Annotated in this window: 13 protein-coding genes; 11 read left to right on the top strand and 2 right to left on the bottom strand. The window is 66.4% G+C overall.

Annotation, left to right across the window (positions count from 1 at the left end):
• Positions 1-343: 343 nt before the first annotated feature.
• Positions 344-466 carry a hypothetical protein gene (locus BP26_RS30910; protein ID WP_281172772.1) on the bottom strand — a complete coding sequence of 41 codons (123 nt, stop codon included), beginning with the start codon at positions 464-466 and terminating at the stop codon, positions 344-346.
• A 693-nt stretch (positions 467-1,159) separates the two neighbouring features.
• On the opposite strand from BP26_RS30910, the gene BP26_RS0117480 reads away from it, so the two are divergent.
• From BP26_RS0117480 to BP26_RS29610, 4 genes are all read left to right on the top strand, one after another.
• On the top strand, positions 1,160-2,845 hold the full coding sequence (locus BP26_RS0117480; protein WP_211254959.1) for a S53 family peptidase: 1,686 nt from the start codon (positions 1,160-1,162) through the stop codon (positions 2,843-2,845).
• Between the two features lie 196 nt (positions 2,846-3,041).
• Positions 3,042-3,992, top strand: a complete 951-nt coding sequence (locus tag BP26_RS27790; protein WP_051749108.1) for a CE1 family esterase — start codon at positions 3,042-3,044, stop codon at positions 3,990-3,992.
• Between the two features lie 96 nt (positions 3,993-4,088).
• On the top strand, positions 4,089-4,610 hold the full coding sequence (locus tag BP26_RS0117470; protein WP_029921855.1) for a nuclear transport factor 2 family protein: 522 nt from the start codon (positions 4,089-4,091) through the stop codon (positions 4,608-4,610).
• A 190-nt stretch (positions 4,611-4,800) separates the two neighbouring features.
• On the top strand, positions 4,801-5,028 hold the full coding sequence (locus tag BP26_RS29610; RefSeq protein ID WP_157572590.1) for a hypothetical protein: 228 nt from the start codon (positions 4,801-4,803) through the stop codon (positions 5,026-5,028).
• Between the two features lie 177 nt (positions 5,029-5,205).
• On the opposite strand, the gene BP26_RS0117465 is transcribed toward BP26_RS29610, so the two are convergent.
• On the bottom strand, positions 5,206-5,829 hold the full coding sequence (locus BP26_RS0117465; protein WP_029921854.1) for a TetR/AcrR family transcriptional regulator: 624 nt from the start codon (positions 5,827-5,829) through the stop codon (positions 5,206-5,208).
• 297 nt (positions 5,830-6,126) lie between these two features.
• Between BP26_RS0117465 and BP26_RS0117460 the strand changes: the two genes are divergently transcribed.
• The 7 genes from BP26_RS0117460 to BP26_RS29605 all read left to right on the top strand — a co-directional run bounded on the left by BP26_RS0117460 (position 6,127) and on the right by BP26_RS29605 (position 15,671).
• Positions 6,127-7,299 (top strand): efflux RND transporter periplasmic adaptor subunit, encoded by a 1,173-nt coding sequence (locus tag BP26_RS0117460; protein ID WP_436233355.1) that lies wholly within the window; start codon positions 6,127-6,129, stop codon positions 7,297-7,299.
• 182 nt (positions 7,300-7,481) lie between these two features.
• Positions 7,482-10,667 carry an efflux RND transporter permease subunit gene (locus BP26_RS0117455; protein WP_029921852.1) on the top strand — a complete coding sequence of 1,062 codons (3,186 nt, stop codon included), beginning with the start codon at positions 7,482-7,484 and terminating at the stop codon, positions 10,665-10,667.
• Between the two features lie 25 nt (positions 10,668-10,692).
• Positions 10,693-11,421 (top strand): SDR family oxidoreductase, encoded by a 729-nt coding sequence (locus tag BP26_RS0117450; protein ID WP_029921851.1) that lies wholly within the window; start codon positions 10,693-10,695, stop codon positions 11,419-11,421.
• Between the two features lie 64 nt (positions 11,422-11,485).
• On the top strand, positions 11,486-12,595 hold the full coding sequence (locus tag BP26_RS0117445; protein ID WP_029921850.1) for an alkene reductase: 1,110 nt from the start codon (positions 11,486-11,488) through the stop codon (positions 12,593-12,595).
• Between the two features lie 26 nt (positions 12,596-12,621).
• Positions 12,622-14,127, top strand: a complete 1,506-nt coding sequence (locus tag BP26_RS0117440) for an efflux transporter outer membrane subunit (protein ID WP_084183187.1) — start codon at positions 12,622-12,624, stop codon at positions 14,125-14,127.
• 142 nt (positions 14,128-14,269) lie between these two features.
• On the top strand, positions 14,270-15,241 hold the full coding sequence (locus tag BP26_RS0117435) for a hypothetical protein (RefSeq protein ID WP_029921848.1): 972 nt from the start codon (positions 14,270-14,272) through the stop codon (positions 15,239-15,241).
• A gap of 205 nt (positions 15,242-15,446) precedes the next feature.
• On the top strand, positions 15,447-15,671 hold the full coding sequence (locus BP26_RS29605) for a hypothetical protein (protein WP_157572589.1): 225 nt from the start codon (positions 15,447-15,449) through the stop codon (positions 15,669-15,671).
• The last annotated feature ends 301 nt before the right edge of the window (positions 15,672-15,972 follow it).

The following is a 15,972-nucleotide window of genomic DNA, read 5'->3' as shown; positions in this document are numbered from 1 at the left end:
GTAGGATCAGCGCAGGCCGCGAGGTGCGTGCGTCACACGCTCACCGCATGCGTGCCAACAAAAACCCTTGGCACGCATGGCACGCATGGAGAAATTCGGGGAAATTCCTGCTGACAACATGCTGCCGCTTCTCCCCAAAATCACCGCCGCGAAAGCATCGCGCCGTCGAGCAGGGAAGTCGGAGAAATCCAGGAGCTGAAGCGGGCGGGCGGCGAGGGTGCCTCACCGCGCTTCATCGGCAACCCGGCGCCGGCAAGGCGGCGGAAATCGCGGAGGAGCCGGAGCCCTGGGAAGCGGGCGGCCGTAAATCGGAAAAGCGGAACGAAACGCCTAAACGAAACGCCTAGAAAATACGCGCGAAAATCATCCCGACGATCAGCCCGCCCACAAAGGCGTAAGCCGCCCAGACATAGCGCCGCTTGAAGCGTTCACGGCCCAGGGTGTGATCGTAATATTGAAGTGACATGATGGCACCTGAGTCTGGCAAATGGAGTCGGGTGATTTTGATCCGCACCGATAGAGTCAGTGTAGTCCCGCTCTATGGCGAATTTGTCGCGTCAAGCCCCCAAGCCGGGTTTCATCCGACAAAAGGTCGGCTGAATCGGTTGAGCGGCGGCGGCTCTGAGCACCGGCGCACGGTAATTTCCGCGCCCACCCCCTGGGGATAACTGCACCGGAGGCAATCTCCGCATCGGCCGCGCCCATCCGCCGGCTGTCGCTGCCGCGCGCAGGGGTCTTCCCAGGGAAAAATTCGCCCGGCCAGTCAGCGGCCTGGCGCTTGTGACAGGCGCTTTGCATACCCGCGGGTCCGCCAAGGGTTGACGGCGGCGGCGTTTCGCGGCACAAAGAGCGCATACGGCGGGGGCTCAAGGAATGAGCGAGCGGGGGCAGGCCAGGGAGGCGGCGGCATTTTCGTCGGCGGGCGCACAGCCCGGCGCGCGGCCGCATGTCTCATCTTCCCCGTCGCACCATGGCGCGGACCGTTCGGTCCACGGCGCCGCCGCACTTCCTCGGGAATTTCATCAGGCCGGCTCGGGATTCAGCTCAGGCCATGGCCAGGCGCGCAGGCGCCAGCCCGTCGCGGCAGCGCCGCGTCCGAAAACAAAACAAGAATTCTGGCAAAACGCCAGTTCACAAGGAGAGGAAAACCATGCTTCCCATGCGGCTTGAAAAAAACAAGGCATCGAAGGCCCGCGCGACGATCGGCGCGGCAATCGCTCTGGCGGCGCTGTCGCTGTCGGCCACGGCGCAAGCCGCCTGGCACCCCACCGCCTCGCACGCCCAGGCCCTGGAAAACGCCACCCAGCTCGGCGCCCTGCCGGATACCGCGCCCCTGCGCATCGCCGTCAGCCTCAAGCTGCAGAACCAGGCCGCGCTCACCAGCTTCCTGCAGAGCACCCACACCCTGCTCAGCCGCGACTACGGCCGCACCCTCACCCCCGAGGAGTTCAACGCCGCCTACGCGCCCAGCGCCCGCCAGGTCCAGGCCGTCACCGACTACCTGACGCGCGCCGGCTTCAGCAACATCGTCGTCGCGCCGAACAACCTGCTCGTCACCGCCGAGGCCAAGCGCTCGCTGGTTGAAACGGCGTTCAGCACCAGGATCATGCAGTTCAAATACGCCGACCGCGTCGTCTACGCCAACACCAGGGATGCGCTGGTGCCGGATGCGCTGGACGGCCTCGTCCTCGCCATCACCGGCCTGCAGAACGCCAACACCGCCCACCCGCTGATCCAGCACCTCGACGCTTCCACCAAGGCCAAGGCCCTGCCGCTGGCCGGCACCGCCACCGGTCACGTGCCGGTGCAGTTCCCCGCGATCTACGACGCCGGCAGCACCCCCGCCGGCACCGCCACCAACATCGGCATCATCGCCGAAGGCAACCTCACCCAGGTCCTCACCGACCTGCGCACCTACGAGGCGCAGAACGGCCTGGCCCAGGTCCCCGTCACCTTCGTCCCCTCCGAAGTGAACGGCACCGACACCAGCGGCCTCGACGAGTGGGACCTCGACAGCCAGAGCTCCACCTCCATCGCCGGCGGCGTGCAGAACCTCTATTTCTACAACGCCGCCTCGCTCAACGACTCGGACCTGGAAGTCGCCTACAACCGCGCCGTCACCGACAACAAGGTCAAGGCCGTCAACGTCTCCCTCGGCATCTGTGAAAGCTCCGAGAAGAGCAGCGGCGCCATGGCCGCCACCGACCAGATCTTCCAGCAGGCCGTCGCCCTGGGCATCACCTTCTTCGTCTCCACCGGTGATGGCGGCGCCTATACCGGCTGCTCCAGCCAGGAAGGCATCCCCACCGCAGTCAGCTACCCCGCCAGCTCGCCGTATGTCGTGGCGGTCGGCGGCACCACCGTCACCACCAACACGAACGGCAGCTATGCCGGCGAAACCACCTGGGCCGGCGGCGGTGGCGGCGTCAGCGTCGACGAAACCGCGCCCAGCTGGCAGCAGGCCATCACCCACAGCACGGCCCGCGGCCTGCCGGACGTGTCGATGGATGCCGATCCCAACTCCGGCGCCGTCATCATCGTCAGCGGCTCCTCGCTCCAGGTCGGCGGCACCAGCCTCGCCGCGCCGCTCTCCACCGGCACCTGGGCCCGCGTCGAGTCGGCGCACGGCAACAGCCTCGCCTTCGCCGCGCCCATCATCTACGCCGCCGCGTCCACGCCGGGGGCGTTCCATGACGTCACCTCCGGCTGCAACAGCGGCAGCGGCCTGCAGGCACTGCTGAGCGCGCTGCTCGGCCAGAAGGACTACTGCGCCGCAGCCGGCTACGACAACGCCACCGGCCTCGGCACCTTCGACATCGCCAGGTTCAACGCCGCGGTACCGTAAGTGCTCCGCAAGCAGAAAGCTGCAGACGAATAGCTGCATTTGAAGCAAGGCGGTCCCGCCGGCAGGAAGCCGGCGGGACCGCCTTGAAAGTCGCACGCAGTCCCGAAGGTTGTTTGATCAACACGCGGCGGTCGCCTTCCGCGCCTTGCTTGGACATCCGCCACGATCACATCACGATCAGGATGATCGGAGTGTCATGAAGACCGCAACCCTCGCCGCGCTCGCGCTCCCGCTGCTGTGCGCCGCGCCTTCCAGCGTCGCCGATCATCTCTACCGCATCGAGTCCGGCGGCAAGTCCCGCAGCTACCTCGTCCACACTCCGCCGAACAGCAATGCACCGCTGCCCACCGTCGTGTTGCTGCATCCCTATGACGCCAGCGCCGCCGGCTTCCTCGGCTACTCCGGCCTCAGCGCCGTGGCCGATGCCGAAGGCTTCGCCATCGCCGCGCCCAATACCGCCTACGGCTCCCTCGGCAACTGGAACAGCGGCGGAGAAGGCCCGCAAACCATCGACGACGTCGGCTTCCTCGGCGACATGATCGACGCCCTCACCACGCAAGGCATCAGCGATCCCTCACGCGTCTACGCCGCCGGCATGTCCGAAGGCGGCTTCCTCGTCTACCGCGCCGGCTGCCAACTCTCCGGCAAGCTCGCCGCCATCGCCGTGGTCGCCTCCACCGAAACGCAGGAGGACTACGCCGCCACGCCGCCGCAGCAGGTCTATCCCTGCGTCATCACCCACCCGGTCCCGCTCCTGCACATCCACGGCCTCGCCGACACCTGCGTGCTCTACGAAGGCGGCATCGGCAGCGGCCTGCTGCCGCAACGCCGGCAAAGCGTGCCCGCCACCATCGCCCACTGGCGCAAGCGCGACGCCTGCGCCGCCCATATCACCACCACCCAAGGCGAGGGCGGTCTCGTCTGCGAACAGAACGCCTGCGCCAGCGGCGCCGCCGTGCGCCTCTGCACCATCGCCGACGCCGGCCACATCTGGCCCGGTGCCGCCTACTTCCCGCGCAGCGTCAACGCCCAATGCGGCGGCGAAGGCTCCGGCGCCATCGACGCCGCCAGCGCCATCTGGTCCTTCGTCTCGCAGTACCAACTGGTCGGCGGCACGCTCCAGCCCGCGCCCCGAATCCTTCCATGAGTCCCCACTTAGTCCGCTTGGTGTACGTCCGTGGCCGCCCCGCTTGCTAGGCTGGTCCCAAGCGGAATTCAAAACACGGACTTGCGGAGGAGAGACATGAGCAACATCGCCGAACTGGAGCAGCGCCTGCGCGCACTCGAAGACATCAACGCCATCCGCGAACTCAAGGCCCGCTACCTGCGCGCCTGCGACCGCAAGCAGCCCGACGTGATGCGCGACTGCTTCATCGAGCACGGCGCCATCATCGAGGCCGACAACTTCCCCTCCTTCAACGACCGCGAAGGCTGGGTCAAGGTCTTCACCGAACTCGCCGTCAACAACCCCAACGTGATGGACACCCACCACGGCCAGAACCCGCAGATCACCCTCAAAGGCCCGGATGCCGCCAGCGCCGTGTGGGACCTGCAATTCACCCAGATCAACCTGAAGGAACGCACCGTGGTCAACCTCGCCGGCGAATACCGCGACGAGTACGTGCGCCACGCCGGCCGCTGGCTCATCAGCTCCCAGAAATTCCGCCAGACCTCCTTCCTCATGCGCATCGTCAGCGAAGACGGCCAGGAAAAGGTCGTAGCCCTCGGCAAGCCGCCCGCCGCCGGCTTCATCGAAAACGCCTGATCATTCGGTGGGCAGCCTCCCCCCGAGCCTGCAGCCGGGGGCGACAACACGTCTTGGGGCCCGATGGAGTGGGACGTCCCAATCGCGGACCTCCCGCCGAAGCTGTATGAAATCTTACATACAGCTTACGAAATGCACCGATTAGTCTTCCACAATTGCGCCAATTTCGTGCATTCGGCCGTCGGACGCGATGAAAATCCAGATTTCTTTACACTTTACCTTGCCTGCATTACCTGAAAGTAACTATATTCCGGCATGCTCCATGCAGCGCCTTGAGCAAGTAAATGCCAGCGAGCAAGGGCCGAATTTTTCCGCGCAGGCGGATGGGGTGTCCCAGGTACGAAATCGCGACATGCGTGCGACCGGGAAGGGAGTAGTGACCTGGCGCGCCGGGGAGGCGCAGGCCGGTACTGAATGAGGCTGTACTTGGGCGTCGCGGTGTCAGGCCCCGACGCCATTTTTTTACCCGCCGTCATGGCCGGGAGCGTCGGCCCGCTCGGGCCGCCTGGATTCCCGTGAGGCGGGAATCCGCTGAAACATCAAACCACCCAGCTCAAGCCGCCGACTTAAGCGGCGAACTCAGGCTGCCAACTTCTCAAGCCGTGTAAGCGGCGATCAGCGTACGCGCCGCCTTCGCCGCGTTGTGCGCGGGCCCATGCTGGCACTGGAAGGTGAGGCGGGTGAGGTAGCTGCCTTCCCACAACAGCATCAGCGCATCGCCCAGCACGTCCGCTTCATGCGCGCCCATGTCGCGCGCCAGCTTGCGGAAGCGGCGGCGCATCTCGCCCTTGTAGTGCTCCACCACCGCGCGCGCCGGATGCTCCGGCTCGGTGATCTCTACCGCGGCGTTGGCCATCGGGCAGCCGCGGGAGTCCATCTTGCAGGTCTCCTTGACGTGGGCGTCGAACAGCATCTCCACCTGCTGGCGCGGATCGTCGGGATGCGCGGCCATGATCTCGTCCCACCAGACCCAGCCTTCGCGCTCCTCGTTCAGCAGGTACTCCGCCACCAGCTCGTCCTTCGACGCCCAGCTGCGGTAGAAACTCATCTTGTTGGTGCCCGCTTCCGAGGCAATGGTATCCACGCCCACGGCACGGATGCCGTGGCGATAGAACAGATCGCAAGCGGTTTCGAAGATCCGGTCGCGGACGCGCGGTTTCGGATGCTCGGAAATAATCTCTTTTTCTACAACAGCTTGACTAGCTTTCGATGGACTCATGATGCACCTCCACTTGACATGTTACTGACCGGTCACTAACTTACCGCTCCAATGTGACTTACCGGTAACACACGGCGCGTAGCATCGGAGTGTTAAAGGCAGAAGTCAAGTCCTCCAGATCCCCCGGTCCGGAGGGGCGCTTGATGAAAACCTGGTAGGTCGGCGGCGTCTCCGGATGGTCCGGTGGCGTCTCTCAAAGGGACTGATGGGAGTTCGCAAATGCCTCTTCAAAAGCTCGTATCCAACAAGAAATTCTCCGCCTCCGCGCTGCTCACGCTGCCAGTGCTGACCGGCATCATGCTGTTCGCCGGACTCGGCCGCACCGAAGCCAAGCCGCAGCCGGAAGCTCCGCCCGCAACCGAAGTCACCGTGGCCGAAGTGATCCACAAGCCCCTGCACGAGTGGCAGGAATTCAGCGGCCGCCTGCAGGCGGTGGACACGGTCGAGGTGAAGCCGCGCGTCAGCGGCTACATCAATAGCGTCGCCTTCACCGACGGCGCACGGGTCAAGAAGGGACAGCTGCTGTTCCAGATCGACCCGCGCCCGTTCCAGGCCGAAGTCGACCGCCTCAACGCCGAGCGCAGCCGCGCGGTGTCGGACCTGGAGCTGGCCAAGGCCAACCACGCCCGCGCCGAGCGCCTGATCACCGCCAACGCCATCTCGCGCGAGGAATACGACCGCCAGGTGGCGGCCGTGACCTCCGCCCAGGGTGAAGTCGGCTCGGTCAGCGGTTCGCTCGCCAACGCCCGCCTCAACCTGGAGTTCACCGAGGTGCGCGCGCCGATCGACGGCCACGTGTCCCGCGCCATCATCACCGCCGGCAACTTGGTCACCAGCAACAGCCTGCTGACCACGGTGGTGTCCGATGACCCGGTCTACGCCTACTTCGATGCCGACGAGCAGAGCTTCCTGCGCTACTCCAAGCTGGCCAAGACCAGGAACAATGACGGCGCCAGCGGCGTCTTCATGGGTCTGGTCGACGAGGACGGCTATCCCCACCAGGGCGAGCTGAACTTCGTCGACAACCAGGTCGACCCCACCACCGGCACCATCCGCGCCCGCGCCGTCTTCGCCAATCCGGACGGCCGCTACACGCCGGGCCTGTTCGCCCGCATCCGCCTGGTCGGCGGCGCGGACGCCGAGACGGTGCTGATCGAGGACCGCGCCATCGGTACCGACCTGGGCAAGAAGTTCGTGCTCGCGCTGAAGCCGGACAACAGCATCGAGTACCGCCTGGTGGAACTGGGACCGGAAATCGACGGCCTGCGCGTGGTCAAGCAGGGTCTCAAGCCGGGTGAAGTCATCGTGGTCAACGGCCTGCAGCACGTGAAGCCGGGCCAGACCGTGGCGCCGACCCGCGTCGCCATGAACGAGGACAACGCCGGACTGCGCCAGGTCGCCGGCACGCCGGCACCGGTCAACGTGGCCCGTGACGGTGTTGCTTCCGTCGTGGCCCGTTCGCATCCGTAAGCAGGTAAGCAGCCGCACCTTTCATAGCCGTCGCTCCCCCTTCTCCCTCCGGGAGAAGGGCCGGGGATGAGGGAACGCCGGTCGGCGGTGGGGCACTGCTACCCGCCGGCGCCCCTCACCCCAACCCCTCTCCCGGTGGGAGAGGGGCACGCACACCGCAGTAGCGGTAAGGGATTCACATCATGAAACTCTCTCAATTCTTCATCAGTCGGCCGATCTTCGCCGGCGTGCTGTCGGCGCTGATCTTCCTCGCCGGCCTTCTGGCTCTGCCGACGCTGCCGATCAGCGAATACCCCGAAGTGGTGCCGCCGACGGTGGTGGTGAAAGCCAACTACCCGGGCGCCAACCCGCGGGTCATCGCCGAGACCGTGGCCAGTCCGCTGGAGCAGTCCATCAACGGCGTCGAGGGCATGCTGTACCAGTTCTCGCAGGCCACCGCCGACGGCGTGATGACCCTCACCATCACCTTCGCCCTCGGCACCGACGTCGACAAGGCCCAGGTGCAGGTGCAGAACCGCGTCGCCCAGGCCTTGCCCAAGCTGCCGGACGTGGTGCAGCGTCTGGGCGTGGTCACCAACAAGGCCTCGCCCGACCTGACCCTGGTGGTGCATCTGCTCTCGCCCGACAACCGCTACGACACCCTGTACCTGTCCAACTACGCCCTGCTGCGCGTCAAGGATGAGCTGGCCCGTCTCGACGGCGTCGGCGACGTGCAGGTGTTCGGCGCCGGCAACTACTCGATGCGCATCTGGCTCGATCCGGAAAAGGTCGCCAGCCGCAACATGACCGCCGGCGACGTGGTCAAGGCCGTACGCGAGCAGAACGTGCAGGTCGCCGCCGGCCAGCTCGGCGCGCCGCCTTCGCCCAGCGCCACCGACTTCCAGGTCTCCATCAACACCAAGGGCCGCCTCACCACCGAGGAGGACTTCCGCAACATCATCATCAAGACCGGCGACTACGGCCAGGTCACCCGCCTGCGCGACGTGGCGCGGGTCGAGCTGGGCGCCGATACCTACGCCCTGCGCGCCCTGCTGGACAACAAGTCCGCCGCCGCCATCCCGATCTTCCAGCGTCCGGGCAGCAATGCCATCGACATCTCCACCCGCGTCCGCGCCAAGATGGAGGAGCTGAAGAAGGACTTCCCGGAAGGCGTGGACTACCGCATCGTCTATGACCCGACGATCTTCGTGCGCGGCTCGATCCACGCCGTGGTCCACACCCTGATCGAAGCGATCCTGCTGGTGGTGCTGGTGGTGATCGTGTTCCTGCAGACCTGGCGCGCCTCGATCATTCCCCTGATCGCGGTGCCGGTATCCCTGGTCGGCACCTTCGCCGTGATGCACCTGTTCGGCTTCTCGCTCAACGCGCTGTCGCTGTTCGGACTGGTGCTGGCCATCGGCATCGTGGTCGACGACGCCATCGTCGTGGTGGAGAACGTCGAGCGCAACATCGAGAACGGCCTCAAGCCGATGGAAGCCACGCGCCAGGCCATGCGCGAGGTCACCGGCCCGATCATCGCCACCGCCCTGGTGCTGTGCGCCGTGTTCGTGCCCACCGCCTTCATCAGCGGCCTCACCGGCGAGTTCTACAAGCAGTTCGCGCTGACCATCGCCATCAGCACGGTGATCTCGGCCTTCAACTCGCTGACCCTGTCGCCGGCCCTGTCCGCCCTGCTGCTGAAGGAACACGGCGCCGCGCCGGACCGCTTGACGCGCATCATCAACGGTGCCTTCGGCTGGTTCTTCCGCCCCTTCAACCGCTTCTTCCACCGCGCCTCCAAGGGCTACGTGCGCGGCGTCGGCCGGGTGCTGCGCGCCGGCTCCATCGCCTTGATCGTCTACCTGGGCCTGATCGTCATGACCGGCTGGGGCTTCCACCGCACGCCCACCGGCTTCGTGCCGCCGCAGGACAAGCAGTACCTGGTGGCCTTCGCCCAGTTGCCGGACGCGGCCACCCTGGACCGCACCGACGACGTGATCCGCCGCATGAGCGAGCTGGCCATGAAGCAGCCCGGCGCCGAAAGCGCGGTGGCCTTCCCCGGCCTCAACATCAACGGCTTCACCAACAGTCCCAACTCCGGCATCGTCTTCGTCACCCTCAAGCCGTTCGACGAGCGCAAGACCAAGGACCTGTCGGCCGGCGCCATCGCCGCCTCGCTGAACCAGCAGTACGGCAAGATCCAGGATGCCTTCATCGCCGTGTTCCCGCCGCCGCCGGTCATGGGGCTGGGCACCATAGGCGGCTTCCGCATGCAGGTCGAGGATCGCGGCAGCCTGGGCTTCGAGGAGCTGTACAAGCAGACGCAGAACCTCATCGCCAAGGGCAACGCCGACCCGGCGCTGCACGGCCTGTTCTCCAGCTACCAGGTGAACGTGCCGCAGATCGACGCCGACGTCGATCGCGAGAAGGCCAAATCGCAGGGCGTGTCGCTGCAGGACCTGTTCGACACCATGCAGATCTACCTGGGCGCGCTGTACATCAACGACTTCAACCTGTTCGGCCGCACCTACCAGGTCAACGCCCAGGCCGAGCCGCGCTTCCGCCTCCAGGCCGAGGACATCGTGCGCCTGAAGACCCGCAACGGCGCCGGCGACATGATCCCGCTGGGCAGCTTCGTCACCGTGAAGCAGTCCTCCGGCCCGGATCGCGTCATGCACTACAACAGCTATCCCACCGCCGAGATCAACGGCGGCCCGGCCAACGGCTTCAGCACCGGCCAGGCACAGGCGGCGATGGAGAAGCTGGCCAGGCAGGAACTGCCCAACGGCATGACCTTCGAGTGGACCGAGCTGACCTACCAGCAGATCATCGCCGGCAACACGGCGCTGCTGGTGTTCCCGCTGGTGGTGCTGCTGGTGTTCCTGGTTCTGGCCGCGCAGTACGAGAGCCTGGGCCTGCCGCTGGCGGTGATCCTGATCATGCCGATGGTGCTGTTCTCGGCCATCACCGGCGTGCAGCTCACCGGCGGCGACAACAACATCTTCACCCAGATCGGCCTGATCGTGCTGGTCGGCCTGGCCAGCAAGAACGCCATCCTGATCGTGGAATTCGCGCGTGATCGCGAAGCCCACGGCGAGAAGCCCCTGCGCGCGGTGCTGGATGCCGCCCGCCTGCGCCTGCGTCCGATCCTGATGACCTCGCTGGCCTTCATCATGGGTGTGGTGCCCCTGGTCACCTCCACCGGCGCCGGCGCCGAAATGCGTCATGCCATGGGCGTGGCGGTGTTCTCCGGCATGTTGGGCGTGACCTTCTTCGGCCTGCTGCTGACCCCGCTGTTCTACCTGCTGGTGCGCAAGTACCTGGGCTCGCGTCGCAAGCCCGAAGCGACCGAGTCCGCGGTCGCCGCGCAGATGGTCCATTCACACTGAAATCGAGAAGAGTAAGGAGATTGCAATGAGCGAAAAAATTGCCTTGGTCACCGGCGGCAACAAGGGCATCGGCTTCGAAACCGCGCGCCAGCTGGCCCGTACCGGCGTGCATGTCATCATCGGCAGCCGCGACCGCAAGAAGGGCGTGGAAGCCTCTCTCAAGCTGCAGGGCGAAGGCCTGGCGGTGGAAGCGCTGGCCATCGACGTCAACAGCCAGGCCAGCATCGCCGAGGCGGCGCGCGAAGTGGAGAAGAAGCACGGCCACCTCGACATCCTGATCAACAACGCCGGCGTGCTGATCGACGCCCAGGACAAGAAGCCGTCCGAGCAGACCCTCGACACCTGGCGCAAGACCTTCGACACCAACGTCTTCGGCCTGGTGGCGACGACGCAGGCCTTCCTGCCGCTGCTGAAGAAGTCCAGCGCCGGCCGTATCGTCAACCTGTCCAGCATCCTCGGCTCCAACACCCTGCACGCCGATCCGGCTTCGCCGATCTACGACTTCAAGGTGCCGGCCTACAACGTCTCCAAGGCGGCGGTGAATGCCTGGACCGTGCAGCTCGCCTACGAGCTGAAGGACAGCAAGATCAAGGTCAACGCCGCCCACCCGGGCCACGTCAAGACCGACATGGGCGGCGAAGCCGCGCCGATGGAAATCGTCGACGGCGCCAAGACCAGCGTGCAGCTGGCCTTGATCGGCGACAACGGCCCCAACGGTGCTTATGTCCATCTGGGCGATACCCTGCCCTGGTAAGTCGTGCGCGGCCCGGTCGGCGCGCAACGCCACCCGGGCCGCGGATTCATCGGAGGTCGATCAAATGTCGAAACAGAATTTGCTGTTCACCCCGCTCAAGGCCGGCGCGCTCGAATTGCCCAACCGGGTGGTGATGTCGCCGCTGACGCGCAGCCGTGCCGAGGCCGAGCACGTGCCGGGTGAACTCATCGCGCAGTACTACGCCCAGCGCGCCAGCGCCGGCCTGATCATCGCCGAGGCCACCATGACCGCGGGCGACGCCTCGGCCTTCATCGCCGAGCCGGGCATCTACAGCCCGGAGCAGGTGGCGGGCTGGAAGAAGGTGACCGACGCGGTCCATGCCGCCGGCGGCCGCATCGCCCTGCAGATATGGCACCCGGGCCGCGCCACCCATCCGCTGCTGAATGCCGGCGCACAGCCGGTGTCCTCATCGGACCGGCCGATCCGCGGCGAGCAGATCCGCACCCTGCAGGGCACTTATGATTACCCGGCGCCGCGGCGTCTCGAGGTGAGCGAGCTGGCCGGCATCGTCGAGCTGTTCCGCGCCGCCGCCGAGAACGCCAAGGATGCCGGCTTCGACGCGGTGCAGGTGCACGGCGCCCACGGCTACCTGCTCGACCAGTTCCTGCGCGACGGCGTCAACGACCGCGACGACCAGTACGGCGGCTCGCTGGAAAACCGCGCGCGCCTGATGTTCGAAGTGGTGGACGCGGCGATCCAGGTCTACGGCGCCGACCGCGTCGGCCTGCGCCTGTCGCCGCTGGTGCCGTTCAACGACATGGTCGATTCCGACCCGCGCGCCCTCACCGAATACGTGGCGGAGCAGCTCGACCGCCGCCGCATCGCCTTCTTCGACCTGCGCCACGCCAACCATGCGGCGCCTGCGGAGGAGGTGCTGGCCCGCATCGCCCGCCGCGCCTATACCGGCGTCCTGATGCGCAACGGCGGCTTCGACCAGGCCACCGGCGAAGACGCGCTGGCGGCCGGCACCGCCGACGCCATTATCTACGGCAAGCCCTTCATCGCCAATCCCGACCTGGTGGAGCGCTTCCGCAGCGGCGCGGAACTGGCCCCGGTCGATTTCAGCACCCTCTACACCCCGGGGCCGAAAGGCTACACGGACTACCCGGCGCTCGAGAGCGCTGGTGGCAATCATCTGGCACTGGCTGTTTGAGCGGACCCCCCGCTACTGGAATCGATATGAACAACAATACAAACAAGGCATCGCCCTTCAAGGGCCATCCCGCAGGGGAACAGCGGACCGCGCGGCACACCCTGCGCGCCGGCCTGGCGGGCCTGCTCGCCGCGCTGGCGCTGTCGGCCTGCGCCGTGGGGCCGGACTACCACAAGCCGCAGACGGCACCCGCCGCGCTGATCAACACGCAGTCGCCGCAGTTCGTGGCGCAGAACCCGGAAGCCGCCTGGTGGAACCAGTTCGACGATGCCGAGCTGGACAGCCTGGTGAGCCGCTCCCTCGGCGCCAACCTCGACCTGCAGATCGCCATCGACCGCGTGCGTGAAGCGCGCGCCGTATTCGTGCAGAACCAGTACGACTTCCTGCCGCACCTCCCGGTGCAGGCCGCGTATTCGCATGCCGACGAGCAGCAACCCGGCTTCGGCTCTTCGCGCATCAACGCCGAGAGCTACAGCCTCGGCTTCGACGCCACCTGGGAAGTCGACCTGTTCGGCCATGTGCGGCGCTCGGTCGAAGCGGCCCGCGCCGACCTCGGCGCGCAGCAGGAAAACCTGCGCGACGCGCAGGTCACCGTCGCCGCCGAAGTGGCGCGCAACTACTTCGAACTGCGCGGCACGCAGCGCCGCCTCGACGTCGCCCGCCAGAACCTGGCCAGCGAGGACCAGACGCAGCAGCTGACCCAGCTGCGCTACGACGCCGGTCGCGTCACCGAGCTGGACGTGCAGCAGAGCCGCGCCCGCCTCAAGGCCACCGAAGCCACCATCCCGCCGCTGGAGGCCGCCGAGAAGCAGTCCGCCTACCGCCTCGCCGTGCTGCTCGGCAAGCGCCCCGGCGAACTGGACGCGGAACTGAAGCCGGTGGAAGTGCGCACCTGGGCCAAGGCCCTGCCGATCGGCGACACCGCCGACCTGCTGCAGCGCCGTCCCGACGTGCGCGCCGCCGAGCGCCAGCTCGCCGCCGCCACCGCGCGGGTCGGCGTGGCCAAGTCCGACTTGTTCCCGCGGGTCAACGTCACCGGCTTCGTCGGCTTCCTCTCCGGCGACCTCGGCCGCCTGTTCAACACCAATTCCGGCAGCGACGCGCGCGCCTGGTCGGTGACCCCCTCGGTGAGCTGGGCTGCGCTGGACTTCGGTTCGGTCAAGGCGCGCCTGCGCGCCAGCAAAGCCCAGTCCGACGAGGCCGCCGTCAACTACGAGAAGGCCGTGCTGACCGCGCTGGAAGACACCGAGAACAGTTTCGTTGCCTACAGCAAGCGCCAGGCCCAGTTGAAGAGCCTGAGCGAGCAGGCCGAGGCCTCGCGCCGCGCCGCCGAGCTGGCGCAGATCCAGTATCGCGAAGGCGTGGCCGACTTCCTCACCCTGCTCGATGCCCAGCGCACCCAGCTCGAAGCCGAGGACGGCGTGGCCCAGGCGCAGACCGCCGTCAACGTCGACGTGGTCGCGATCTACAAGGCCCTGGGCGGCGTCGGCCAGCCCGAGGGCAAGGCGGAGCAGGTGGCGACAAGCCGGTAATGGCATGCCGGCTGCTGTGAAGCGGTTGTAGCAAAGCGGTTGTAAGGCGGCAGTAAGAAAGCGGTAAGCAGGCGCGGGCGGTGTATTCCGCCCGCGCTCATGCTTAAATGGAATAACCGCCCGTCAAACTGTAGAGGGATCTATGCTGACGCTGTCCTCCCGCCGTCTGCGTCTCCTCGGCGCGCTCGCGCTCGCCGCCTGGTTCACCCCACAGGTTTCCTCGGCGCAGGGCGCCGCCCCGGCAAGTTTCAGCGCCGCCACCCAGACCGCGCAACAGGCCCCGGCCTGCAAGGCCCTGGGCGACTTCTACTGGGAGATCGGCGACGCCCGCGGCGTGCTCGGCAGCGGCACCATCGGTTCCAGCTACGGCCCCGACAAGACCATCAAGATGGCCTCCGCCTCCAAGTGGGTGTTCGGCGCCTACTTCCTGCAGAAGATCGGCAATGCCCAGCCCAGCGCGCAGCAGGTGGAAGAGCTGGAGATGAAATCCGGCCGCAGCTCCTTCAACCCGGTCAAATGCGTCTTCACCCGCAAGGTCGAAGGCTGCCTCAACGCCGGTTCCAACGCCGAGGTCAAGGCGCAGGACGTCGGCAAGTTCTCCTACGGCGGCGGCCACAGCCAGAAGCTGGCCATCGACCTGGGGCTGGGCGGGCTCAGCACCGACGAACTGACTCATGAAATCATGGGCACCCTGGGCATCGGCGGCCTCAGCTACGGACACCCGCAGCTCGCCGGCGGCCTCGAGGGTCCGCCCTCGGCCTATGCCGCCTTCCTGCGCAAGGTCGTCTCCGGCCAGCTGCGCATGAAGCAATTCCTCGGCTACGCGCCGGTGTGCACGCTGCCCGGCAGCTGCCCCAACGCCACCTACAGCCCCGCCAAGGCGGCCTGGCACTACAGCCTCGACCACTGGATCGAGGACGACCCCAACAACTTCGGCGACGGCGCCTTCAGCAGCCCCGGTGCGTTCGGCTTCTATCCGTGGATCGCGGCGGACAAGAGCACTTACGGTCTCCTGGCGCGCGAGAAGATTTCCGCGACCTCGTATCTGGATAGCGTCAATTGCGGGGTGCGGATTCGCAAGGCGTGGTTCAGCAAGCAGCCGGTGTTGCAGTAGGCGGCTGGTGTTGCAACAGGCGGTGTTGCAGTAAGAGTGCTGCAGCAAGCGCAGAAAATTTCAGCAGATGGCGCATGCCCGGTTCCCCCTCTCCCCATGAACATGGGGAGAGGGTAGGGGTGAGGGACGCTTTCCCTTGAACCTTCCCTGAACTCCGTTCGCCCCGAGTGCCCGCGAAGCGGGTGCGCTTTTCCGAATGTCCCGAGTGAATCGCGAAGCGATTTGTATCGAGGGAGGGGCCAAGCGCACGCTCGCCTCCAGCGTCATTCCCGCGCAGGCGGGAATCAGTTTTGCTTTTCTCTGTCATCCTGAGCGCAGCGAAGGATCTGGCCTCGCAGCTCTGAAACTTCACGACGTGCGCTTGCGCGCGTGCCGGATCCTCCTGAACGCCTTGGCGGAGTTTTCGCCTGCGGCGAGTCACTTTTCTTGACGCAAGAAAAGTAACCAAAAGAACATGCCCCGGAGTTTGCGCCGCCTACGGCGGTGCCCTGCGCTTCTCGCTCGTGGCGGGGTCTGAAGACAGGCCATCCCTGGCCTGTCTTCAGACGCTTCGGCATCCTGCCTCGCCCGGCGCGAACACACGCGCCGGCTCATGCCGCCACGAGCTGCGATGCTCGGCGCAAACTACGGGGCGGAAAATCAAAAGCAACGGCCAAAGCCAAAGCAACATCAAAAGCCAAAGCAACATCAAAAGCGCCGCTACTCCACCTTCGTCATTCCGGCGAAAGCCT

This window comes from Nevskia soli DSM 19509 (assembly GCF_000711955.1).
Lineage (GTDB): Bacteria > Pseudomonadota > Gammaproteobacteria > Nevskiales > Nevskiaceae > Nevskia > Nevskia soli.
The sequence above is the reverse complement of the archived record's forward strand: the minus strand, read 5'-3'. Positions and strand labels throughout refer to the sequence as shown.